The 23,747-nt window shown below is 43.5% G+C and carries 17 protein-coding genes and 2 pseudogenes; 12 read left to right on the top strand and 7 right to left on the bottom strand.

The window, feature by feature from the left end; genetic code table 11:
- Window position 1: 1 nt before the first annotated feature.
- Window positions 2-907 (bottom strand): transcription antitermination protein NusB, encoded by a 906-nt coding sequence (locus H1R16_RS06000; protein ID WP_181887819.1) that lies wholly within the window; start codon window positions 905-907, stop codon window positions 2-4.
- Between the two features lie 131 nt (window positions 908-1,038).
- Between H1R16_RS06000 and H1R16_RS05995 the strand changes: the two genes are divergently transcribed.
- Both H1R16_RS05995 and H1R16_RS05990 read left to right on the top strand, forming a co-directional pair.
- A complete protein-coding gene (locus H1R16_RS05995; RefSeq protein WP_181887818.1) occupies window positions 1,039-2,700 on the top strand; it encodes an ABC transporter ATP-binding protein in 1,662 nt (553 codons plus the stop codon).
- Window positions 2,701-2,817: 117 nt separating this feature from the next.
- A complete protein-coding gene (locus H1R16_RS05990; RefSeq protein WP_181887817.1) occupies window positions 2,818-3,153 on the top strand; it encodes a DUF3276 family protein in 336 nt (111 codons plus the stop codon).
- 52 nt (window positions 3,154-3,205) lie between these two features.
- Here the strand turns inward: H1R16_RS05990 and H1R16_RS05985 are convergent, their stop codons facing one another.
- Window positions 3,206-4,975, bottom strand: a complete 1,770-nt coding sequence (locus tag H1R16_RS05985) for a ComEC/Rec2 family competence protein (protein ID WP_228451375.1) — start codon at window positions 4,973-4,975, stop codon at window positions 3,206-3,208.
- 63 nt (window positions 4,976-5,038) lie between these two features.
- Window positions 5,039-6,145, bottom strand: coding sequence for a lipid-A-disaccharide synthase (gene lpxB / locus H1R16_RS05980; protein ID WP_181887815.1), 1,107 nt, complete (start codon window positions 6,143-6,145; stop codon window positions 5,039-5,041).
- Window positions 6,146-6,188: 43 nt separating this feature from the next.
- On the opposite strand from lpxB, the gene H1R16_RS05975 reads away from it, so the two are divergent.
- From H1R16_RS05975 to H1R16_RS05965, 3 genes are all read left to right on the top strand, one after another.
- Window positions 6,189-6,698, top strand: coding sequence for a DUF2480 family protein (locus H1R16_RS05975; RefSeq protein ID WP_181887814.1), 510 nt, complete (start codon window positions 6,189-6,191; stop codon window positions 6,696-6,698).
- Between the two features lie 5 nt (window positions 6,699-6,703).
- Window positions 6,704-7,957, top strand: coding sequence for a protein O-mannosyl-transferase family (locus H1R16_RS05970; RefSeq protein WP_181887813.1), 1,254 nt, complete (start codon window positions 6,704-6,706; stop codon window positions 7,955-7,957).
- A gap of 77 nt (window positions 7,958-8,034) precedes the next feature.
- A complete protein-coding gene (locus H1R16_RS05965; RefSeq protein WP_181887812.1) occupies window positions 8,035-8,703 on the top strand; it encodes a DUF937 domain-containing protein in 669 nt (222 codons plus the stop codon).
- 197 nt (window positions 8,704-8,900) lie between these two features.
- Here H1R16_RS05965 and H1R16_RS12235 read toward each other — a convergent pair.
- Window positions 8,901-8,981, bottom strand: a pseudogene (locus H1R16_RS12235) (30S ribosomal protein THX); the annotation flags it as partial.
- 57 nt (window positions 8,982-9,038) lie between these two features.
- Complete coding sequence (locus H1R16_RS05955; RefSeq protein WP_181887810.1) at window positions 9,039-9,530, bottom strand: thermonuclease family protein; 492 nt, start codon at window positions 9,528-9,530, stop codon at window positions 9,039-9,041.
- A gap of 159 nt (window positions 9,531-9,689) precedes the next feature.
- Between H1R16_RS05955 and aspS the strand changes: the two genes are divergently transcribed.
- From aspS to H1R16_RS05930, 5 genes are all read left to right on the top strand, one after another.
- Entirely contained in the window at window positions 9,690-11,450 is a 1,761-nt protein-coding gene (aspS, locus tag H1R16_RS05950) for an aspartate--tRNA ligase (RefSeq protein ID WP_181887809.1), read from the top strand.
- A 107-nt stretch (window positions 11,451-11,557) separates the two neighbouring features.
- The gene (locus tag H1R16_RS05945) at window positions 11,558-12,220 is read left to right on the top strand and encodes a succinate dehydrogenase cytochrome b subunit (protein ID WP_181887808.1); all 663 of its coding nucleotides are present in this window, start codon (window positions 11,558-11,560) and stop codon (window positions 12,218-12,220) included.
- 56 nt (window positions 12,221-12,276) lie between these two features.
- Window positions 12,277-14,289: a fumarate reductase/succinate dehydrogenase flavoprotein subunit gene (locus H1R16_RS05940; protein WP_181887807.1), complete on the top strand. Its 2,013-nt coding sequence runs from the start codon at window positions 12,277-12,279 to the stop codon at window positions 14,287-14,289.
- A gap of 22 nt (window positions 14,290-14,311) precedes the next feature.
- Window positions 14,312-15,079 (top strand): succinate dehydrogenase/fumarate reductase iron-sulfur subunit, encoded by a 768-nt coding sequence (locus tag H1R16_RS05935; protein WP_181887806.1) that lies wholly within the window; start codon window positions 14,312-14,314, stop codon window positions 15,077-15,079.
- 134 nt (window positions 15,080-15,213) lie between these two features.
- Window positions 15,214-16,806, top strand: coding sequence for a TlpA family protein disulfide reductase (locus H1R16_RS05930; RefSeq protein WP_181887805.1), 1,593 nt, complete (start codon window positions 15,214-15,216; stop codon window positions 16,804-16,806).
- 1,354 nt (window positions 16,807-18,160) lie between these two features.
- Here H1R16_RS05930 and H1R16_RS05925 read toward each other — a convergent pair.
- Window positions 18,161-20,563, bottom strand: coding sequence for an alpha/beta hydrolase family protein (locus tag H1R16_RS05925; RefSeq protein ID WP_181887918.1), 2,403 nt, complete (start codon window positions 20,561-20,563; stop codon window positions 18,161-18,163).
- A gap of 82 nt (window positions 20,564-20,645) precedes the next feature.
- Between H1R16_RS05925 and H1R16_RS05920 the strand changes: the two are divergent.
- Window positions 20,646-20,942, top strand: a pseudogene (locus H1R16_RS05920) (transposase); the annotation flags it as partial.
- Between the two features lie 268 nt (window positions 20,943-21,210).
- On the opposite strand, the gene H1R16_RS05915 reads toward H1R16_RS05920, so the two are convergent.
- Window positions 21,211-21,882, bottom strand: a complete 672-nt coding sequence (locus tag H1R16_RS05915; protein WP_181887804.1) for a hypothetical protein — start codon at window positions 21,880-21,882, stop codon at window positions 21,211-21,213.
- A 258-nt stretch (window positions 21,883-22,140) separates the two neighbouring features.
- Between H1R16_RS05915 and H1R16_RS05910 the strand changes: the two genes are divergently transcribed.
- Window positions 22,141-23,742 (top strand): IS1182 family transposase, encoded by a 1,602-nt coding sequence (locus tag H1R16_RS05910; protein ID WP_228451393.1) that lies wholly within the window; start codon window positions 22,141-22,143, stop codon window positions 23,740-23,742.
- The last annotated feature ends 5 nt before the right edge of the window (window positions 23,743-23,747 follow it).

Genomic DNA, 23,747 nt, shown 5'->3' with positions numbered 1-23,747 from the left:
TTTATATTCTGTTTAGTTCTTTTGTGTATTTGTCCAGGATACCGTTCACGAAAATATTGGATCTGTCAGTGGCGTACACTTTAGAAATCTCTATATATTCGTTTATGATTACTCTGGCAGGTGTTAGTGGGAAGCGGTCCAGTTCGGTAATAGCGGCTACCAGGATAATTTTGTCCATCAGGGCAACCCTGTCCAGATCCCAGTTTTCCAGTTTTGCCTCCAGCTTTTTTTCGCTTTCTTCCCAGTGGTTCAGACTTTCTTTAAGTAGTCGGCGGGCGAAATCTTCGTCCTGATGATCCTTAATCATTCGGATCAGTGTGTGTGACTCTTCGTCTTTCTTAAAAAAACCTATTGTTTTCTGGATCATGGAGTTTGAGATGTGGAAATCATCACCCCAACTCATTTCCTTTTCTTCCAGATGCTCATGAAAATCTTCATTTTCGGCAATGTATCTGAGGAAAAGTTTCCCTACGAATTTCTGGTCCTGTTCAAATGACTGCTCTTCCTCCTTCATATAGTCCTGGTACCTCTTACCGGAAATAATACGCTGGAAGGTCTTTACCAACAGATCGTCGTGCATATCCCAGTTCAGTTCCGCATGTTTGGATGTGAAAGACCTCCTTTCGGTATTGTCTTCAATTTTCCTGAGCACTAAATTCTCAACGAATCTCTGGTTGGGATGTAGTTCTGCATCAGTCCGCAGGTATTTCTTGCGTCCTATTTCAATCTGCATTTCTGCAAGTTCCTTTAGGGCGACCATGAAGTTAAGCTGGTAGATGTAGAGGTGATAAATTTTCTCTATTTCTGTGAGCATATTTTTCTCCAGAACATCGAATTTTATGGGGTTCTGGTAGTATGAATAAAGGGTTTCCACCACTTTTTCACGGATCTGTCTTCTTCCTAACATTTCAAAGAGCTTTTTATGGTGGCAAAGATAGGAATTTTTTACACACCCTCTGCCGCGGTGAAGCCTGTTACAAATTCAAATTTGTACTTTTGCCGCTGTAAATGCAGTGCTTTGCTGCAGCCCAACTTCCTATGAAAGCGCTAAAAACTCTGAACTCCTACTTTTGGAAACACCGCATACTGCTGATGTGGGGTTTTCTGTTCATTGTGGCCAGCAATTTTTTTAATATCTACAAGGTTCAGTTTATAGGAAAATCTGTAGATCAGATTGCAGATTCCGGTCACCTCGGCTTTAACCGTCAGGTACTGATTTATGTCGCGATTATTGTAGCTTCCTCATTACTGACCGGTTTTTTCACCTTTATGATGCGTCAGACTATTATTGTGGCGTCGCGCCGGATTGAATATGAGCTGAAAAATAAAATTTATACAAAATACCAACAGCTCTCGCTTACCGATTATAAAAAGACCACAACGGGTGATCTTATGAACCGCCTCAGTGAGGATGTAGTGGCGGTGCGGATGTATCTGGGTCCCGGCGTGATGTACATTGTCAACCTCATTATTCTGGTACTGATTACAGCCATTTATATGATCCGTACTGATGTTTCCATGACGCTTTGGACGCTTTTACCTCTGCCCATTCTTTCATTTCTAATCTATTGGGTAAGTTCCGTCATCAACCGGAAGTCCAAGATCATGCAGAAAAGCCAGTCGGCAATATCAACATTTGTGCAGGACAGCTTTTCCGGTATACGAGTCGTGAAATTTTTTGCACGCGAAAGATATATTGCACGTAATTATGGAATTAAGGTACGCGACTATCAGGACAAAGCACTGGACCTGGCAAAAACTGAAGCCTATTTTTTCACCATTATACTTTTTGTTATAGGTCTCCTTAACGTAGCCGTACTGTATATTGGCGGGAATAAATATCTGAACAATGAACTGTCTGTGGGTAAGATCGCCGATTTTTTCATGTATATCAATATTCTTATCTTCCCTTTTTCCATGGTGGGATGGGTCACTTCCATTAATCAGCGGGCTGAAGCGTCCATGGCACGTATCAACGAATTTCTGGCTTTGAAATCAGAGGTGGTAGATTCCGGAGCGCCCGCATATCCGGTTAAGGGCTCAATTGAGTTTCAAAATGTTTCCTATGTCTATCCCAATACAGGTATTAGAGCACTGAACAATTTAAGTTTTAAGGTAGATGCGGGTCAGTCTCTGGCTATTATGGGAAAAACAGGCAGTGGCAAATCTACTGTCGCCTTATTGCTGGCCGGACTTATACAGCCTACAGAAGGCCGGATATTGATTGACGGAAAAGATCTGAGGGAGCACAACCTGTATAACTACCGCCGGCATCTGGGGTATATTCCGCAGGAAAGTTATCTTTTTTCGGATACGATAGAGAATAATATCGGCTTTGCGGTAGATCAGCCCAGTTCCGAAAAAGTTATGGAAGCAGCGAAAATGGCTGATGTCCATAAAAACATCGTAAAATTTAAGGAGGAGTATAAGACCAGGGTTGGTGAACGCGGTGTTATGCTCTCGGGTGGTCAGAAACAGCGTATTTGCATAGCCAGGGCCCTGATAAAGGAGCCCTCAATTCTTATTTTTGATGATTCCCTGTCTGCTTTGGATACCGAAACCGAAGAAAATATCCTTCAGAATATTGAAAAGTATATCCATAACAGCACTTCGGTTATCATTACGCACCGTGAGTCCAGCGCCAAAAGAGCAGATAAAATCTTGAATCTCACAGCAGTAGAGAAAGGTAAGTCCGCATAGTTTTTGGCATTTTGTTATTAATAAAGCATTTCGCTTGATAATTATATAACAAAATATTTTGAGGTTCGGAGAAATCTTATATATTTGTTAAATAAGACACAAAAAAAAGACGGGACCATGAGTGATTACAAGGAACGCCACGAAAATGAAATTTTTACGAAGGTGCTTAAAGCGGGTAGGAGAACTTACTTCTTTGATGTGCGCGAGACTAAAGCTGGAGACTATTACCTGACCATTACTGAAAGCAAGAAGAATTTTGGCGAAAACGGTGAAGCCTCTTTCGAAAAGCATAAAATCTATCTCTACAAAGAGGATTTTACAGCATTTCATGAAATGTTCAGGGAAAGTACGGATTTCATCATAAATGAAAAAGGTGAGGACGTAATCTCTGAAAAGCATGACAAGGATTTCAAATCCAAATCCTTCACAATAGAGTCAGACGACGAAATCTAATTCTTTCCACACTTAGCTTCCTTCCGGAAGCTTTTTATGTTTATGCCTTCCATTATTTTAGTGGATAGGTAATTCCTTTATAACTGACTGAATTCGCTCCGGCCGGAATTGTCTTTATCCGGTAACTCGCGGTACGCCGTGATGTCAGATATGGATCAATGATATACTTTTTAACCTTCTCCAGATCAGCATCCATACTAATCCAAAATTCAACCTCTGAACCTCTTTTTACGGAAAAATATCTTTCGCGGAAATGTTCGTGTATCATAATCTCGTGTTGTCTTTCATGGTAATAGGTGAGTCCCAGGTGTACACCTGCATAGATTGTGGCGACTGCCAGCAAAGGCAACAGGTTCCTGATGTTGAACCGAACTGTTAAAAACCTTAGATAATAAATGCCGGTGCACAGGATTATAACTTCCACCAAAGTCATCGGAATATTCGTATGCAAAAGTCCGTCAAAACCCGAAAACCAATGTATTACCGCCAGGATAAACTGGATGAATCCGTCATAAAGGTAGAGGATTTGGTTTAAGTAAATTCCCGTGCCCAAAAGTACTGTCATCAATAAACTGAAGACGATTATGATTTCCGACAGTGGAATTATAACCAGGTTCGCCACGATGGAAATCACTGAAAACTGATGGAAATAGTAGATAACTGCCGGCAATGTAGAGATCTGCGCAGCCAACGAAAGAGAAAATGTGTTAAACAGGATTTTTTTTGCAAAATTATCGGCCGGCGGAAGATGTTTAAGGATGGGTTGGTTTAGCCAGTAAATACCGAACACTGCCATAAAACTAAGCTGAAATCCCACATCGAAAAGTTGGTTACTGTCTGCAAGAAGTATGATGAAGGCCGCCAGTGCCATAGAATGAAGCAGATCCGGCTTACGCTGAAGAATAATATAAACGAAGTACGCCGTGATCATTATGCACGAACGTACAACTGAGTTGCCGTAGCCGATGAACACTGCGAAAATCCAGATAAGAGCCAGACTGCAGACTATGGCCAGGCGTCGGTACCCCAGTGGGAAGGCCCGCATAAGGACAAAGTAAAAGATTCCGAAAATTATTACGATGTGGGATCCGGAGATAGCCAGGATATGGACCAGTCCCGTATTGGTGAAATCAGCTACGGTTTCGCGGTCCATTTCCGTCCTGTCAGCCAGGATGATGCCTTTTAGAAATTCCCGTGACTTTGGACTTATTGAAGTAGAATCAATCTTTTGCAGAACTTCCAGCCTTTTCTGGCGGATATGATCAGACAGTGAAAGTTCCGGTGCATCTGCGGCCTCCATTTTTCCAGGCAGATAACTTTGATGATAAATTCCATTGCGCCTCAGGTACTTTGAGTAATCAAACTGATAGTCATTTTTCGGAGGCGCCACTTTGTTGATGTAGAGTTCCGCTTTGTAGAGATGTTTATAATCCAGTTCCGGCAGATTTCTCGGGATGGAAAGTACCGTTCGGAATTCACCTTTTTCAGGACGTGCGGTTATTTCATATCGTCTGTTTTTCTCGTTGGAATTCAGTTTTTTATTTAGCTTGAAAATCACTTCCTGCTTCCGGGAGATTTCCGGGAGTACAGCGTTTTTTGAATGTTCAGCATGCATCAACAAACCAAGGACTGCGAAAAAAAATCCCAGAAAGTATTTCCTTAAACCAATCCAGAAGAGTGACAGGGAAGCATAAGACAGCAGCGGAACTATTGCTGTCAAGAGAAGGATGTAGGCAGTAGCCGGGCGCAGCGAAAGGTATTCCTGGATAATAATGCCGAGGATAAAACAAATGCACAGTATAAACAATGGCTGTTTATGCACCGGTGTGGGATTTACCTATAAATATAGGCAATTTTACGCTTACCTACGCTCGCGCGTTGCCGTCTAATTTCCGGTAATGATATTGGCAGCCAGATCGCTCGCGCCTTTTCCGCCAAGTTTTTCGCGGAGAGTGCTGTAGTCTTTGAGCATCTTTTCGCGTGTGCTGCCATTCAGTATCCTCCCTAATTCCTCAACAAGATTATCCGTGTTGAGCTCCTGCTGGATAAGCTCCTTCACAACCTCGCGGTCCATGATCAGGTTGACCAGCGATATGTATTTAATATTTTTGATGACGCGCTTTCCGATCTCATAGGAAATTCTGGAGCTACGGTAACATACAACTTCGGGAATATTAAGCAAGGCGGTCTCCAGCGTTGCGGTTCCGGATGTTACAAGAGCCGCACGTGAGCAACGCAGCAGATTATAGGTTTCATTGGAAACGAAATGCACGTCTTTTTCAACGAATTTCTCATAAAAACTCTTTGGCAGACTTGGCGCACCAGCGATCACGAACTGATACTCCGGGAAATGCGGCCTTACAGAGAGCATGAGTTGAAGCATTTTAGTCACTTCCTGCTCACGCGAACCCGGCAGAAGTGCAATGATTTCCCGCTGGTCCAGTCCTTTTTCGGTACGGAACTGCGCCTGATCCAGGGAAGGAAGATCCGACAGCGCATCCAGCAGTGGGTGACCTACAAAATGTGCCTTAACGCCATGACCTTTATAAAAGTCTTTTTCAAATGGCAGGATGACAAGCATCTCGTCTACAAACTTCTTTATTTTGGATACGCGGCCTTCTTTCCATGCCCAGAGCTGTGGGGAAATGTAATAGATGACTTCCAGTCCGGAGGTTTTGGCAAATTCTGCAATCCTAAGATTGAACCCGGGATAATCTACAAGGATCAGTTTGTCCGGTTTATACTGTGAAATATCGCTTTTGCAGAAGGCCAGGTTTTTAAAGATGGTTCGCAGGTTTTTTGCCACTTCCAGAAAGCCCATAAAGGCCAGGTCTTTATAATGCTTTACAGGTGCACTATCCGCTACCTGCATCATCAGGTCGCCGCCCCAAAAACGGAACTCTGCCTCAGGATCTTTTTTAAGTATAGATTTCATGAGGTTGGAGGCGTGCAGGTCTCCGGAGGCTTCCCCTGCAATGATGTAGTACTTCACTTGGTATAAAAAATTGTAAATTTGTTCAAAGATAAAAATAAAAATGGCAGAAGATTTTCAGATAAAAAATAAAGTGGCCGACAGTGGGCTGATTAACTTTGATATTGCTTCGCTGGTACCGAAAGGACAGCGTATCGGTGTGGACCTCAGTTCATTTCTATTCGAAGGAATCATCCTGAAGGAAAAGGATTTTCGCGATAAAGTAGCTGCGCTGGATCCGGAACAGTTTCGGGATGCTTATGTATATATCTATAACTCCGCAGAAGCTATAGTTCCTCTTTGGGCTTATTTCCTGATTACTGCGCGGATTACTGAAGCAGCCAGAAAGGTGGTTTACGGCAGCCGCGAAGACCTGGAGGTATTACTTATGCATAATGCAATACAGACCTATGATTTTAGTGAACTGATGCATAAACGAGTGTTAGTGAAAGGTTGCTCCGAGGTCCAGATACCAGAAAATGCATATATCGAACTGGTGGAGCAGCTTAAGCCTCTGGTGAAATCGTTGATGTTCGGTGAAGCCTGCTCCAATGTTCCTATTTTCAAAAACTGATAGGAGTGCGTGCTAAAGAATTGGGTTATCCTGTTATCCTGTTTTTGGGTTTCTTTCTGCTTTATTATGCGGGAAGTTTTTCTAAAATTCCGTTTGGCGACTGTATAGGTTTTGTTGCAGATACTGAAAAGGGTGCCTTTGTACTTTCCACCTCCACCTACGCACATTTTCTGTTTACCAATACACTCGTTCTTTTCAAGACGCTCTTACCCTTCGTGAGCAGTCCGGAGATTGGCCGCTTCACAGTTATAATCTCATCCTGTATATGCCTGCTGGTACTTTACAGGACTGTTTTGGAAGTTACGGAGCACCGCTTTTCAGCAGTTTTCAGTACAATTATATTTGGCTTAAGTTTTACCTTTTGGCGAAATTCCGAAATCATTGAAATCTATACCTTCAACCTGATTTGGATCTCGCTGTTCCTGATGTTTTCGCTCAGATTCCTCTTGGAAAGAAAAAGCCGAAACTTGGCCCTGGCTTGTTTGTTTCTGGGGATAAGTGTTTTTAGCCATATTCAGAATATATTAATGGTGCCGGCGCTGTTGCTGCTTATTTTTTATGCGGAGGACAGAAAAAAAGCTGCTGCTTCCCTGTCAGTATTTATTTTCTTTTTGCTCTTACTTATTGCAGTTCCACTGCTAACTGATCAGCCAGTGTCAAAGGTTTTTTCGGCAGGTACTGTACTGGATTCTCTGAGTTTTGAAGGGATTGTAAAAGGTTTTGCAGTTGCAGTTGGTTACCTGGTGTACAATTTCTGGTATTTTACTTTTTTCGCTATAACGGGTATATTAGGACTGTTCCGGACTAATAAGCGCGTGCTTCTTTTCCTGGGTGTAGCAGGCCTTCCCGTATTTGGTTTCGCCGGCATTTTTGGAGTTTCAGACAATTATGTATTTTTTCTTCCATTCAATTGCATCATCGCGGTCCTGTTCGGCCTGGGGATTTCCCGTTTATGGCAAAATAATATGGCGCGATATGCTGTATTAACTGCCTTTCTAATCCCATTCTTTTATTTTGCTTCATTTAGAATGGCAGGTAGTACTGCCCAAGGTTTGGGGCTTCATTCGCAGAAAGCGTACAAAGGCGGCCTGTCCTACTATCTTCTGCCGTGGATGAATAATAATGTCGGAATCCTGCAATTTGTCCTGGAAGGTAGGGAATCACCGGACCCAATGCAATGGATGGAGAAGAGTGCACGCGAATTTATTCGGCTTAAAAAAGAAAAAGGATATTCTGAAGAACAGTTAAAGAAATTATAATTCAGTAATTACTGCCTCACTGGGAATAGTTTTTGGTAAATTTGGTTCACATTTTTCACCAACCAAATATTAAAACTATGAATTTAATTGATCTCATTACCGGAAATGCAGGCTCACAGGTAGCCTCACAGGCTGAAAATAAATTCGGCATCAGCAAAAATCAGGTAATTGCCCTGATGGCAGTGGCAGCACCACTTGTAATTTCTTACCTCAGAAAGAAATCTCAGGACGATCCTAATGAAGCTGAGGCACTGAACAGTGCACTGGACAAAGACCACGACGGCAGCATTCTGGATAATCCATCTCAGGTAGAAGACAGACAGCAGGAGGGTGGTTCTATACTGGATCACATCTTTGGCGGACAGAAATCACAGGTAGAAAATCAGCTTTCGCAAAATACAGGAATCTCCATGGATAAAATAGGTCCTGTACTTGCCATGATTGCCCCGCTGATTATGGGCTTCATTGGCAAAGAAAAACAATCGAGCGGCGTGAACTCCGGTGGAGGGCTTGGTGATTTGCTGGGTGGAATCCTGGGTGGTGCACAGAACCAGGCTCAGGCTGAACCTTCAAATCCGCTGAACGACATTTTAGGAAGTGTTCTGGGCGGAGGAAACTCCCAGTCTGCGGGTAACCCGCTGAATGATATTCTCGGCAGTGTACTTGGCGGCGGCGGACAGCAGCAACAGCAGCAGCAAGGTGGTTTAGGCGGCTTGCTGGGAAGCATATTGGGCGGCGGCAGATAATATAAACTGCCGTTTAAAATAAAAACCGAAGATTATTCTTCGGTTTTTTTGTCTTTGGTCGCGTTCGGAAGTGGGTCGTTTTCCACATTCGCATTCTCCGATTCATTGGCGGGATAGCCTACATCCTGTCTCACTTTTACTTTGGAGGACTTGGTGTCGTCCGCATCCAGGACATTCACCGGAATGTTCTTTACAGATGCCGACTTTCTCTGTCTTCTTTTGCCATAACTACCCGCAGTAATTTTACCGCGTCTCGATTTCTTGTCTCCTTTTCCCATAAAAATTAAATTTTGGTGTAGATCAAATTTAGCAAAAGTTTTTAAAACACATATGATTTAGTTGGAGGCTTTCACTGTCCTGGCTTTTTTCATCTTTCGCCATTCCCAAGGGGCAACCGGTGTTATATCCTGCCACAGTCCGACTTTCTTTCTACGGGCATTAAGTTCCAGTGCGGCATAGTTATCATTCTTAGAAAATTGTTTGTAGTGCCAAGCCAGTCCGCTGCGTACAAGTTCCTTATTAAGATTCCTGTTTCCGTGATACAGTTCAGCAATCCATCTGCCATTCCGGTCGGGTTTATTGGCGATCACAATTTTCACGGTTTTACCGAAGCAGAAATCAGAAACAAACTGTTTTGCCTTTGTTCCGTAAGGCTGTTTTTTCTCGGGTGTGTCTATATGAGCCAGCCGGATGGTTTGTGGCTTGTTTTTAATAAGCATCACCACGGTGTCGCCATCTTTAACGGCAGTAATTTTTCCCGTATATGTCTGTGCGAAAAGCAAAAATGGATAAAGAACCAGTAGCAGGCTCGGAATTATTTTTTTCATTGGCTGCAAATATAAATTATTAAACCACTTACATTGTTGCGTCTCTTAATTCCTAAGCCGGCCTTAAAGATGTTTTTCTAATACAGGCCGAACTGATTTTCCCTGAATGTTCTATCTTTGCCGGAATTCTCAATAAACCACTACAAACTTCAGCAAAAAATGTTTAGAACGCACACCAATGGCGAACTCTCGCTTAGTAATCTCAATGATAATGTTACACTTTCCGGCTGGGTTCAGACCATCCGCGACAAAGGATTCATGATATGGATTGACCTGCGTGACCGTTACGGAATTACACAGTTGGTGTTTGATGAGGACAGGTCTTCAGCAGAACTTTTGCAGGATGCCAAAAAACTGGGTCGGGAATTTGTGATTCAGGTTTCCGGTAAAGTAATCGAGAGAACCTCCAAAAACCCAAAAATCCCAACAGGGGATGTGGAGATATTGGTTGAGAAACTTACCGTTCTTAATGCTGCAGAGCTGCCGCCATTTACTATTGAAGATGAAACCGACGGCGGCGAGGAACTCCGTATGAAGTACCGTTATCTGGATATCCGTAGAAATCCGGTACGCGACAAGCTTATTTTTCGCCACAAGATGGCGCAGAAGGTTCGCAACTATCTTTCTGACCAGAACTTTATTGAGGTTGAAACCCCCGTTCTTATCAAATCGACACCGGAAGGTGCCAGGGACTTTGTAGTGCCAAGCCGAATGAATCCGGGACAGTTCTATGCCCTGCCGCAGTCGCCGCAAACTTTCAAGCAGCTGCTGATGATCGGTGGTATGGACCGTTATTTCCAGATCGTAAAGTGTTTCAGGGACGAGGATCTTCGTGCCGACCGCCAGCCGGAATTCACCCAGATCGACTGCGAAATGGCTTTTGTGGAGCAGCAGGATGTGCTGGAAATCTTTGAAGGGATGACGGCAACTTTAATTAAGGATATCACCGGAAACGAATTGGGAACATTCCCGAGGATGACGTACGATGAAGCCATGAAAACCTACGGAAACGATAAACCGGACATTAGGTTCGGGATGAAGTTCGTGGAGGTAAACGACCTGGTGAAAGGCAAGGATTTCAAGATTTTTGATGAAGCCGAACTTGTGGTCGGAATTAATGTAGAAGACTGCGCCGACTATACCCGTAAACAGATAGACGAACTCATCGAGTGGGTAAAAAGGCCGCAAATTGGTGCTTCCGGGATGGTGTGGATTAAATTCCAGACCGACGGGACCATCACTTCTTCTGTAAATAAATTCTACAATGAAGTAGACTTAAATAAGATAACAGAAGAATTCGGGGCCAATGCAGGAGATTTAATTTTCCTGATGTCCGGAACCGAAAATAAAGTAAGGACCCAACTTTCGGCATTAAGGATGGAAGTGGGTAACCGTTTGGGTTTACGAGATCCAAAAGAATTTGCACCACTTTGGGTGGTGGATTTCCCGTTGCTGGAATGGGACGAGGAATCCGGGCGCTACCATGCAATGCATCATCCCTTTACTTCGCCGAAACCTGAAGATATTGCCTTGCTGCAAACCGATCCCGGAAAGGCCAGGGCAAACGCTTACGATTTGGTCCTGAATGGTAATGAAATTGGTGGCGGATCAGTGAGGATTTTCGATAAAGATCTGCAGTCCCGTATGTTCGACCTCTTGGGCTTTACCAAAGAAGAGGCGGAAGCGCAGTTCGGTTTCCTGATGAACGCCTTTAAATACGGAGCACCGCCACATGCCGGCCTTGCTTTCGGCTTCGACAGGCTGGTGGCTATTCTGGACGGCAATGAAGTCATCCGTGATTACATCGCTTTCCCGAAAAATAATTCAGGAAGGGACGTAATGATTGATGCGCCAAGTGCGATTGCAGATGAACAGCTTACTGAATTAAGTTTGAAGGTGAATGCTCCTTCAGAAAAATAGGTGCGCTATTTAGAACAGTTACAAACTATATATAGGTGACTTTTCTCATTCGCCTATACCTTAACATTTTTTTAACTTTGTCAAATTTCAAATTTTAAATATTCATTATGGCAGGATTAACAAGTTCTACTATCGGTAGGAAGTACGCAATGGCATTGTCAGCAATGTTCTTGCTGATTTTCCTTATTATGCACCTCACGGTGAATTTTCTTTCCGTTTTAGGTCCCGATGCGTTCAATACGGCGTCAGATTTTATGGGCTACAATCCCTTAATACAGTTTATTATGCAGCCTGTGCTGGGTTTTGCAGTAATCTTTCATTTCGTTATGGGTTTTATCCTTGAAATCAGAAACCGTAATGCCAGACCTACAAAATATGCAGTTAATAACGGTGCAGCTAATTCCACCTGGACATCACGTAATATGATTATCTCGGGGCTGGTAGTACTGGCATTCCTGGGACTTCACATGTATGATTTCTGGTGGCACGAGATTAATTTCAAGTATATTGAACGTAATGAGGTAGATAATCTGAGATATTGGGGCGAGCTTCACGAGCGTTTCGCAAATCCGGTAAGAGTAATTTTCTACATTATTGCTTTTATACTGTTGGGTCTGCACCTGGCACACGGGTTCCAGTCATCTTTCCAGTCGGTAGGTGCCAGACATCCAAAATACACGCCGGTGATCAAAGCAATCGGGAAATGGTATTCCATCCTGATCCCAGCCGGTTTCATCATTATCGCAGTATATCATTATATCACTCAATAAGATTTTAAGTTTTAGTTTACAACCTATCTAAAATTCAAAATTTAAAATTTCAACAAATGAGCAAATTAGATTCAAAAATCCCACACGGGCCGTTAGCCGAAAAGTGGACCAACCATAAAAATCACATGAATCTTGTAGCGCCCAACAACCGCGACAAGATTGATATCATTGTAGTAGGTACAGGTTTGGCCGGAGGGTCAGCAGCCGCTACTTTGGCCGAGCAGGGTTATAATGTAAAGGCATTCTGCTATCAGGATTCACCGCGACGTGCACACTCCATTGCTGCACAGGGTGGTATCAATGCTGCTAAGAATTATCAGGGCGACGGTGACTCTACTTACCGTTTGTTTTACGATACCATAAAAGGGGGAGATTACCGTGCACGTGAGGCGAATGTTTACCGTCTTGCTGAGGTTTCTGCCAGCATCATCGACCAGTGTGTTGCACAGGGTGTTCCTTTCGGGCGCGATTACGGCGGCCAGCTGGACAACCGTTCTTTCGGTGGTGTACAGGTAAAGCGTACTTTCTACGCTAAAGGTCAGACCGGCCAGCAGTTGCTTTTGGGAGCCTATTCTGCTATGAGCCGTCAGATTGGTAAAGGCCGTATCAAGATGTACAACCGTCACGAAATGCTGGACCTTGTCCTTGTGGACGGAAAAGCCAGAGGTATCATTGCCAGAAATATGGTTACCGGAGAAATTGAAAGACATTCTGCACACGCAGTTGTAATTGCTTCCGGAGGTTACGGAAACGTTTATTTCCTTTCAACCAACGCGATGGGATCCAACGTATCTGCCGCTTGGAAAATTCATAAAAAAGGAGCCTATTTCGCAAACCCATGCTATGTTCAGATTCACCCTACGTGTATTCCTGTTCACGGAACTCAGCAGTCGAAACTGACACTGATGTCTGAATCACTTAGGAATTCCGGGCGTATCTGGGTGCCTAAGAAAATTGAAGATGCCGTAGCGATCCGCGAAGGTAAACTGAGACCTGAAAACATTAAAGAAGAAGACCGCGATTATTATCTGGAAAGAAGATATCCGGCCTTCGGTAACCTGGTGCCGCGTGATGTGGCTTCCAGAGCGGCCAAAGAAAGATGTGATGCCGGTCACGGTATTGAAGCGAATGATACCAAAGAAGGTGTATTCCTGGATTTCTCCACAGAGATCATGAAGAAAGGTAAGGAAGCCGCCATCGAAAAAAATATCACAAACCCATCGGAACAGCAGATCTATGATCTGGGTAAGGCTTGGGTTGAGGAAAAATACGGTAACCTTTTTGTAATGTATGAGAAGATTACAGCCGATGATCCTTACGTGACACCAATGAAGATTTATCCTGCAGTACATTACACAATGGGTGGTGTTTGGGTAGATTACAACCTGCAGTCCACTATCCCCGGATGTTTTGTAATTGGCGAAGCCAACTTCTCCGACCACGGAGCCAACAGACTGGGAGCCTCTGCACTTATGCAGGGTCTGGCGGACGGTTATTTCGTATTGCCTTACACAATTGCAGATTACCTTTCAGCAGATATCCGTACGGGAGCTATCCCGACCAATACAGCAGATTTTGATGCAGCCGAAAAGGAAATTCAGGATAAGATCAACTTCTTCCTGAACAATAAAGGTAGCCATTCAGTAGATTACTTCCACAAAAAGCTGGGTCACATTATGTGGAATAAAGTCGGTATGGGAAGAACTCCTGAAGGTCTTAGAGAAGCCATTACAGAAATCGAAGAAGTTCGCAAGGAGTTCTGGAGAGATGTTAGGGTACCCGGAACCAATGAGGAGATGAACCCTGAACTGGAAAAGGCTTTCCGCGTAGCGGATTTCCTTGAACTTGGACAGCTTATGGCCAAAGACGCTCTGGAAAGAAACGAGTCCTGTGGTGGACATTTCCGCTGGGATCATGCGACTCCGGACGGAGAAGCCGAGCGGGACGACGAAAACTATAAGTATGCCGCCTGTTGGGAATACCAGGGCGCGGACATCAACCAGGAGGTTATGCACAAAGAGGAACTTGTGTACGAGAACATCGAGGTGAAACAGAGAAGTTACAAGTAATCTCCAAATAAATTTAATAGAAATGAGTGCAAAAAAAGGATTAAACCTGACTCTGAAAATTTGGAGACAGAAAAACAATAAATCAAAAGGGCAGTTTGAAACGTATAAGATTTCAGATGTATCCACAGATTCTTCATTCCTGGAAATGCTGGATATGCTCAATGAGAACCTGATTAACGAAGGAAAAGACCCGATCGCTTTCGACCATGACTGTCGCGAGGGAATCTGCGGGATGTGCTCCTTATACATAAACGGAAGGTCACACGGTCCCGATACTGGAATCACGACCTGCCAGCTTCACATGAGGATGTTCAAGGATGGCGAGACCATTCATATTGAGCCCTGGAGAAGTGCCGCCTTCCCTGTAATCAAGGATTTAGTGGTGGACAGAAGCGCATTCGACAGGATTATGGCTGCGGGCGGATTTATCTCCGTTAATACTTCCGGAAATACCCTTGATGCCAACGCAATTCCGGTACCTAAGGAAGATGCTGACAAGGCCATGGATGCTGCAGCATGTATCTCCTGTGGGGCATGTGTGGCTACATGTAAGAACGGATCAGCTATGCTGTTCGTAGGTGCCAAGGTTTCTCAGTATGCGCTGTTGCCGCAAGGCCGTGTAGAAGCGAAAAGAAGGGTGCTGAACATGGTGAAAGCGATGGACGAAGAAGGATTTGGTAACTGTTCCAACATCGGTGCCTGTGAGGTAGAATGTCCTAAAGGAATTTCCCTTGAAACTATCGCCAGAATGAACCGCGAGTATATGTCGGCCAACCTGGACAGAGGATAACTATATTATAATATCATCATAAAACCGTTTCCATTATCTGGAGACGGTTTTTTCCTGTTAAACCTTCACAATTTGTGATATTTAATTTTATTCTACAGCATCAATGCTTTATTTTTGCCCAAATTAAATGAATAATGAATAAACTGAAAATTCACGGATTACAGCAAAAAGCACTGAGTTCACTCGGTAAATATCTGTTTATGATGGTACTGGCTTTCCTGGCCGTTACCTGTTCAAAGAAAGTTGAAGTATCCGGTAAAGTAACCGGCGGCTCGCCACTGGAAAGAATTGAATTTACGGAAGCTTCCGGCGTGGCTACTTTGCCTGTAATCAATATGGGTGTAGATAAGGACGGAAACTTCAGAGGTGACTTTGAAGCGCCTAAAAGCGGCATGTATGTCATTTCATATGCCGGAAAACAAAACCTGATCTACCTGAAAGCAGGACAGAGCCTGAATATCTCCGGAGATGCTTCAAGCTTCCCAGCTGAATTTAAAATAACAGGAGATGCCAAAGGAAACAACGATTTTCTTCAGCAGACTCAGAAATATATGACCGAATATACCCAGAAGGTAAATATGCAGGATCATATGAACAAGGACGAAAATGCTTTCCTGAAAGCCCTTCAGAAAATCCAGGCAGACCTTGAAAAGAATATTGATGAAGTTGGCAAGAAAACCAGCGCCGACAAGGAAGTGATTTCCTGGAAGAAAAATGACGTGCGCACCGGTATTATGTCCATTATTCCGCAGTACGAAATGTACCGTAAGCAGATGACAGCTAACCCGGCTTTCGCCAATTCCAAAGCATTGAAGGATTATGAACTGAAGCTTCAGGAAGATAAGGATATGATGGTGAAGGAACATCCTTTATACCGCAACTACCTGTTGGGCAAGATGAGTGAGGATTTCCAGAAGTATGCTACTGCACAAACCGCCGGCAAGACAGATATGATCACTTCAGAGGTTTTCAGCAGCTATCTGAAGCAGCGCAAAGACCTTTCGCAAACCGCCAAGGATTACCTTTTGGCGTTCGTAATGGCGCAGTCGGACATCAATCCATCTTCCACAAAAGAAACAACTGATAAGGTAGCCTCCATCATTGATAAAGACATCAAGGATGCCGATATTAAAAAAGACCTGAAGACAGTACTGTTTGTTCTATCCGGTCTTAAGAAGGGAGAAGTGGCGCCGGAAGCGTCGCTTATCAAACAGGACGGTAAAGCTTATAAAGTGGCCGACAGTAAAGGTAAACCCACAGTAATGATGTTCTACGCATCCTGGACACCTTACATCACCGAATCTACCGTTCCAATCCTAAGCCAGGTGGTTGATTTCTATAAGCAGAAAATCAACTTTACTTTTGTGAATTTTGATGATACCAAAGAGCAGTTCAATAAGACCAGCTCGGCCATGCTGAAAGGCATCCCTGGAACCAATGTATATGCTGAAGGCGGTCTGAACTCGGACTTTGCAAAGAAATACGGTATTTACGGCTTTAAACTGACACCAAGTTTCATCGTATTGGATAAAGACGGTAAAATCGCCGGACGGAACTTCTTCAATCTGGGCGATCCCGAACTCGTAGCATTGTTGGATCAATTGTCCGGACTTAAGGCACCGCAGGTAGCACCTGAGGCTTCGTTGCAGAACGATCTTTTTGCACCTGAAGCAGAGTTGCAGCCGGAAGAAGGAAACACTCCGCCGCCAGCACCTGCAACTAAGTAAGACTTATTTTTAAACTATTGAACCTTGCCTTCGGGTGAGGTTTTTTTGTTATTTTTACTATTGATGATCAGCACACTATTATTGAACCGTTTAATAGTGAAATTTGTACCAAACCGCTAAGCCAGCCTTTATGAATCCTAAGCCCATGATTATTGACCGGAAGTTTTTACTTTTTGTAGCTGTTCTCAGTTTTTTACTAATGTGGATAGGTATCTGGTTTAAAATCACACATTTTTCAATAGGACCCTTTAAGCCAAACTTTATTTTAACCGTTGCCATCATTCCGGGCATATTTACGTGGCTGATGGTGTTTTACGATATCATTAAGCATTCCTTCAGAAACTCTCTCCTTTGGATAATAGGCATGTTTTGTTGTGGAAGCTTGGTTACTGTTCTATACTTGCTCCAGCGCGATCAGTTAGTAGGACATAAATAAATATATAGTCGGGTCTTGGCAGAACCTCTTTCCTACAACTTCACCTGCTTACATTTAAGCTACCGGAAAATCCGGAATACGATAGTTCAAAAAAACAACAACCTCCTTTAAATCGCTTTGAAAGAGGTTGATTTTTGTAGATTCCGGAAACTTATTGCAGCAAATAAGGGGTTGTGCAACGGTTACTGATGTTGAACTAAACCTCTGGTAGCTTTTCTCCTCGCTGTTTTATTAATTTTGGTAAAATAAACAATAAAATCTTTAATATGGCTACAAAAAAATCACCGGAGGAGTTAAGGGTAAGCAAATTTCTGAACCGTGCTTGTAGCGAAGTTAGTGGTTTTGCCGAATTAATAACGTTCAAAATATTTTCCTTAGTTGCGAGGCTCAGAGCACCCAATTCGTAGGCGTTCTTGAAGTGGAAAGCCAAAGAAGGTGATTTTGCTAATGTAGAAGTTCGCAGAACCTTGTCAAGGTTCCAAACCTTGACAAGGTTGAAGCCCCAATGTCGCGGATTTGTAACCCGTTATTTTATTTACATGATAAATCCGTTCTCAACTAAACAGTAATTCCAAACTCCGTCGGACGGTTTTTCTATTTTAATAACATTCAAAATAATTTCCTTAGTTGCCAGGCTCAGACCACCCAATTCGCAGGCGTCCTTAAAGTAGAAAACCCAAGTAGGTTATTTAGTTGATGTACAAGTTAGCAGAACCTTGTCAAGGTTCAAAACCTTGACAAGGTTGGAGTCCATTTCAAACAGATTTTTTTTTTCAGGTACTTTATTTCTGTAGGTATTTAAGCTGGTCCCAATAATGAAACAGGTGAGGTGCTTAACAACTGTGCAGTAGAATAATGGTACACTGCTATCAAGGAGTTAAGTAAAGAAAAGGTCTTCCAAAACGGAAGACCTGAATCTTATTTTTTAAAGCATTTCTCAAGGAACTGATCCTGTTCCCATAATACATGCAGGATACTTTCGCGGGCAGCGTAACCATGGGATTCCAGCGGCAGCAAAACCATCCGCACCGGTGCGCCCAGATTTTTCAGTGCCTGGAAGTATCTTTCTGTCTGTAGGGTAAATGTGCCGGGATTATTATCGGCTTCGCCGTGTAACAGAAGCATTGGTGTTTTCATTTTATCAGCATTCATAAATGGCGACATCTTGTTGTAAACTTCCGGAACATCCCAGTAGTTACGCTGTTCAGACTGGAAACCGAATGGCGTAAGAGTTCTGTTATAGGCACCGCTGCGCGCAATTCCACATGCGTAATCCTTGGAGTGAGTAAGCAGATTAGCCGTCATAAATGCTCCGTAGGAATGACCGCCAACAGCAACTTTTGACCGGTCAATATAACCTAACTGATCCACTGCATCAATTGCAGCTTTACCGTTGGCCACCAGCTGCGGAATAAATGTGTCATTAGGCTCTGTCTTTCCTTCACCGATTATGGGAAAAGCAGCATCATCCAAAACAGCATAACCTTTAGTAACCCAATATATAAATGAACCATAGCTGGGAAATGTAAAATCATTCGGATTCTGTGTATTTTGCCCCGCTGTATTTTTGTCTTTATACTCAGCCGGGTAGGCCCAGATCAGCAGTGGTAATTTTTCTTTCGGATTTTTCCTGTCAAATCCTGCCGGTAAATAAAGGGTGCCACTAAGCTCCACGCCATCGTTCCGTTTGTATTTGATGACTTCCTTGTAAACATCTTTTATACTGTCAAAGGGATTTGCGAAGGCAGTCAGTGCAGTTGCTTTACTGTTTTTGATGTTTCGAATGAAATAATTCGGATACCTGCCCGCCGACTGTTCCACCACCAGTACTTCACCTTTTTTGACATCAATAATATCGATGATATTTTCCTTTGAGTTCTTAAGTTTGGAAGTGTAAATGCGTTTTTTAGCTAAAGTGTTTATATCGATTTCGTCTATGAACGGGAACTGTCCGGCTTTCGTGAATCCCTCGCCCACCAGATACGCTTTATTGCTTTTGGTATCTATAACTGTTCTGCCATATTGATTTTTAGTTTGACTGAATGAGCCCGGATCTGTGTATACATCCTGGTAATTCCGGTCATCAATTATGCGGTGGGTATTGTCTTTCAGATTAATGAGGTAGGATTTTGTGTTGCGCGTATCATACCAGGAATCGTTAATTACGGCGAAATCTGCATTGGACCACTCAATATTATTGAATCTCTGTTTGGTTTTAAAGAAAGACTTTGGCGCAGAATTAAAGGGCGCCTGCCATAAGAAAACTTCATCCCGGAACTCGACAGATTTAGACTGGTCGCCACCATCAAGCGCTTCCGCATAAACCAGAGTTGCAGGCTCATCATCACGCCAGGACATGCTTCGTTTTCCGGTACGGACGGATGAGAAACCTTTAGGCATAATCTCTGTTAATGGCACCTCGTTTACGTTTTTCACCAAATTTCCGTTCAGGTCGTAAACCGTGCTGGTCATGGGAAAACGGCTGAGCGGCACGATGTACGAATAGGGTCGCTTAATGGTGGTAAGCATCACAAGATTACCGTCGGGTGATAAGATCATGCCGGTATAAATGGCCGCACCTTTATAACTGCTCTCGTTACCGTCCAGGGTAATATTCACCAACTCAGCAGTAGCAAGTGTATCAAAATTCTGTTCGTCCTGGGGGTTCTTTAGCAAATCCTGGTAGGTCCTGTTTTGCGAAACTTTACCGTCGGCAGTAGAAACCGTTGGTCCTGCCGGAATTTCTTTTGTCGGGTCAATTAAATCAATGCGGTTTGCCGGGATTTTCTTTGCTAAAAGACTCTGGGAATCTTTCATCCACACATAGGGCGTACCCAGATTGGCATTCAGGTTGTCACTGCTTATTTTTTTGGCGATTGCCGTAGCCAGGTCAGCTACCCAAAGTTCTACTCCCTTTGACGTTGTGTTGGTGAAGGCCAGCTTTTGTTCGTTGGGCGCAAAACTTATGTATGCTATTTTTGGGTTGGCAGGCAGGCCTTTTATCTGCGTTTCTGCCTTGTCTTTTAGCCTCCTTACCTTCAGATTAGTAATGTACGTAACAGTACTCCCAATGTTCGTCACCGGGTTTACACGCAGGCCAGCCAGTTTCATTTCCGGCTGATTAAGTTCGTCCAGTGATTTGTATGTATTTCGGTACGTAAAGACCATCCAGTCTTTTTTACTGTTCATAATCACGCCCGGAGCGCGCTGATAATCGGCAAGCTGAAGGATTTCTGCAGAGGGCTGCCTGTAGGTGATATTCTCCTGCGCATAGGTCAGTCCCGCAAACAGAAGTGCGATGACGGCAGTTTTGATTTTCATCATATTATAGTTTGTTTATATCGGTGTTTTGAGGGTTGCCGAAGCAAGCAACGTACAAGGACCAAAGTAATAAAAATTCTCTAAAAAGGAAATGACTATTGCAAACACAGAGTTTGTCAGGAGGATTTCAATGCATATTCTGCCCAAAAGGTTTGTACGGATCCGGCACTATGGCCTGCTGAGCAGCAGCTGGAAGCGTGGAAAACTGCAGAATTTACAGTCAGATTTAAAGATCAAGATCCCGGAGGTAAAACCCAAAACGCTGCTCAATAAATGCCGGTGCTGTAAAACGGGAAATCTGGTGACTATTACCGTTTTCGGACAGCGTGGTCCGCCACCGGAATATCTTTTCGTTCCCCAACCCTTGTCTGCGAACTAAACTTTGCGGGTAAGGTAATCTGTGTTCTGCAGCGAAGAAAACCGCAGGAAACACTCCTAAACGGCTACCAAATGCCACAAAAAAAGCAGTCATTCCGAAAAACTGCTTTGTGTATATAAAATCTAAAAACGAAAACTCCATAGACTGCCAGAAAGCTCCCGAAAGTTCCGTTCAACGGGCTTTCATCTGCCTTCGGCGAATCTTCGATTTCGTGTCCTGCGGACAAGACGAAAGCTTAGTTATTACCAGTAGGTGCTTTCTCTTTTTGTCATACAAATTTTGCTTCTCTCGATAATTTATTTTTGTCTAAATCAAATTCTTCACTGAACCATTCAGTCAATACTTTTTCAATTTCATTTTTATTAAATGTCCTTGGGTTTCTTCTTGACTTTAAGTAATTTTCTCGTGTCATTTTTTCTGCAACTTGTCCGACCGTTTGCAAGTCAAGCTCGCTTCCAATTTTGTTTGCGAGCCAAAGTCCACCGATTGAAAATAAAAGTCCTGAAAGCCCTATTTGCCACATAAAGTAAAGTCCAATTAGAGACGCAAGAAATATAATTACGAGAGTTACTGTCATCCAGTGAGGTGGTCGCAAAATGTTAAGTTTAATACCTAAATGCTTTTCTAATTTCTTAGTTCTTGATCGTCTGCTTTGTCGTGGTAATAGGTCAACAAGTGCAAAGTCAGTCGAGATTGTTTTATTGTCGATTTGAAGTGTCGATGAAATTGCGTCACGTATTTTATAAAATGCTTGTTGACTTGTGCAGTCGTCAGAATTGTCAAGTTGGATTTTATTTGCTATGTGGTCACAGAGTTCACCAAAACTCGAAATATGCATTAGTTCAGTGTCGCCAAACTTAATGTTAAATGACTTTTCAACCTTAACGAGTAAATCGTTAATGTCGTCTGGGTCGATATTTTTAAGTTCGTAGTCTGTCATAGCATTACTGGTAACGTTTGGGTATTTCTGTTGGCGGGGATTATGATAACGGGTTTTTGTAAATATAACAAAATGAACAACAAGCGAAAATCTTCATGATGTAAACTTCAACCCCGCTAATAGAAATACATTGTGCCTGTTGCACAACTTCAATCAAATATACTTAAAAAGGGTGGACTGCAGCTTAAACCGCATTTATATTGTTATAAATAGTTGAAAAACAGTTGTATATGCAGAATATTTTTTCTAATTTTAATTATGCAGGGAAAGAAAAAATTCACACCGAAGATCTTCTATCAGCTCAGTCTGGACGCCTTGGTGCCGGAAGATAATTTCTACAGGAAAATCCAGTCTGAACTCGGTTTGGATTTTCCCTACAAAGCCACCAGAAACTATTACGGGAAAGAAGGTCAGGCCAGCATTGATCCCGTGGTTTTCTTTAAGATCCTGCTGGTAGGCTATCTCAACAACATCAACAGCGACCGGGCTTTACTGCGGTATTGCAGCAACAGCCTGGATGTGCGCCTCTTTCTGGGGTATGACCTGGACGAGGAACTTCCCTGGCATTCCACGCTGAGCCGTACACGGCAGCTTTTTGGTGAGGAACTTTTTCTGGAACTCTTCAGGAAAGTCCTTTCGCTTTGTGTGGAGAAAGGAATGGTCCGGGGCAAACGGCAGGCCGTGGACTCGGCCTTCATCAAAGCCAATGCAAGTATGGACTCTTTGGTGGAAAAAGAAGTTCTGGAGGATGCTTCGGCGTTCGTGGATGAGCTGGAAGAAAACAGCGAATTTAAAACCACATCCACCCGAAAGAAACTGGTGGAGCAGCACCACGCCTGGAAAGAAGAAGCCTACAAAGGCATGCCCGGCAACAATAGAAGCGAAAGAAAAGACGAGGACGGCAATACCATCCGCCCCAAATACCTGAGCAACCACACCCATTACAGCCCAACCGATCCCGATGCGAAAATCTCGGTAAAACCCGGTAAAGCACGCCAATTAAATTATTCCGGACAGCTGGCTGTGGACGATGCGCATCATGTAATTACCGGCGCCTGCGCGAGTACTTCGGGCAGCAAAGACAGCGTGATCTTCCCGGAGATTATGAACCAGACGCTTGAAAATCTTTCCCTTAACCAAATGCAGACCGAAGAAGTCCTAGCCGATGCCGGCTACAGCAGCGGCGAGTCTTTAAAGTACTGCAAAGAAAGAGGCATCAATGCCTACATCCCAAACTTCGGGCAATACAAGCCCGAGCGGGAAGGGTTTGAATTTGTAAAAGGAGAAAGTGAAGAAGAAGATTATTACCGCTGCACCCAAAAAGGCGGAAACCATGCCGTTTTGCCCTTCAAAAGAATCCTGACCGACAGCAAGGGTTACCGAAAGAAGAGTTACCGCAGCAGCGAGCGCGCCTGTAGTGACTGCCCGCTGAGAGCGGAGTGTTGCGGCAAGGTCACGAAGTTCAAGAAGATAGAAGACAGCATCCACAAACCCCTGTACGATGAAATGCACGAAAAACTGCGGCGCGATCCCAATTACACACGTTTCCTTACCAAGCGGCGGAGTTCGCGCGTAGAGCCGGTGCTGGGAACCCTCATCAACCATCACAACATGAAACGGATTAATTCCCGCGGCATGAGTCAAGCCAACAAACACGTCCTGATGGCTGCGCTGACCTACAACCTGAAAAAATACCTGAAGTTTATTACCCGCAAAATTCACCGCAACATTCAAATCATGAACCTTCCAAAAGGGAAGTTTGGGTTTGGCGGTACCTCCTCGCCACGGCTTCACCTGTTCAAATTTAAGCCACCGGAAAATCCGAAAACTTTCACCGGCAAAAACAAAAACCTCTCTTAAATCGC

This window comes from Marnyiella aurantia (assembly GCF_014041915.1).
GTDB lineage: Bacteria > Bacteroidota > Bacteroidia > Flavobacteriales > Weeksellaceae > Marnyiella > Marnyiella aurantia.
Note: the sequence above shows the minus strand (reverse complement) of the source record. Positions and strands in the feature narration are given on the sequence as shown.

Coding starts and splice junctions, on each gene's coding strand:
- H1R16_RS05910 (WP_228451393.1), top strand. CDS start 22,141: ATGCAGGGAAAGAAAAAATTCACACCGAAGATCTTCTATCAGCTCAGT.
- H1R16_RS05955 (WP_181887810.1), bottom strand. CDS start 9,530: ATGAAAAAAATAATTCCGAGCCTGCTACTGGTTCTTTATCCATTTTTG.
- H1R16_RS05990 (WP_181887817.1), top strand. CDS start 2,818: ATGAGTGATTACAAGGAACGCCACGAAAATGAAATTTTTACGAAGGTG.
- H1R16_RS05935 (WP_181887806.1), top strand. CDS start 14,312: ATGAGTGCAAAAAAAGGATTAAACCTGACTCTGAAAATTTGGAGACAG.
- H1R16_RS05975 (WP_181887814.1), top strand. CDS start 6,189: ATGGCAGAAGATTTTCAGATAAAAAATAAAGTGGCCGACAGTGGGCTG.
- H1R16_RS05930 (WP_181887805.1), top strand. CDS start 15,214: ATGAATAAACTGAAAATTCACGGATTACAGCAAAAAGCACTGAGTTCA.
- aspS (WP_181887809.1), top strand. CDS start 9,690: ATGTTTAGAACGCACACCAATGGCGAACTCTCGCTTAGTAATCTCAAT.
- H1R16_RS05965 (WP_181887812.1), top strand. CDS start 8,035: ATGAATTTAATTGATCTCATTACCGGAAATGCAGGCTCACAGGTAGCC.
- H1R16_RS05915 (WP_181887804.1), bottom strand. CDS start 21,882: ATGACAGACTACGAACTTAAAAATATCGACCCAGACGACATTAACGAT.
- H1R16_RS05925 (WP_181887918.1), bottom strand. CDS start 20,563: ATGAAAATCAAAACTGCCGTCATCGCACTTCTGTTTGCGGGACTGACC.
- H1R16_RS05995 (WP_181887818.1), top strand. CDS start 1,039: ATGAAAGCGCTAAAAACTCTGAACTCCTACTTTTGGAAACACCGCATA.
- H1R16_RS06000 (WP_181887819.1), bottom strand. CDS start 907: ATGTTAGGAAGAAGACAGATCCGTGAAAAAGTGGTGGAAACCCTTTAT.
- H1R16_RS05940 (WP_181887807.1), top strand. CDS start 12,277: ATGAGCAAATTAGATTCAAAAATCCCACACGGGCCGTTAGCCGAAAAG.
- H1R16_RS05945 (WP_181887808.1), top strand. CDS start 11,558: ATGGCAGGATTAACAAGTTCTACTATCGGTAGGAAGTACGCAATGGCA.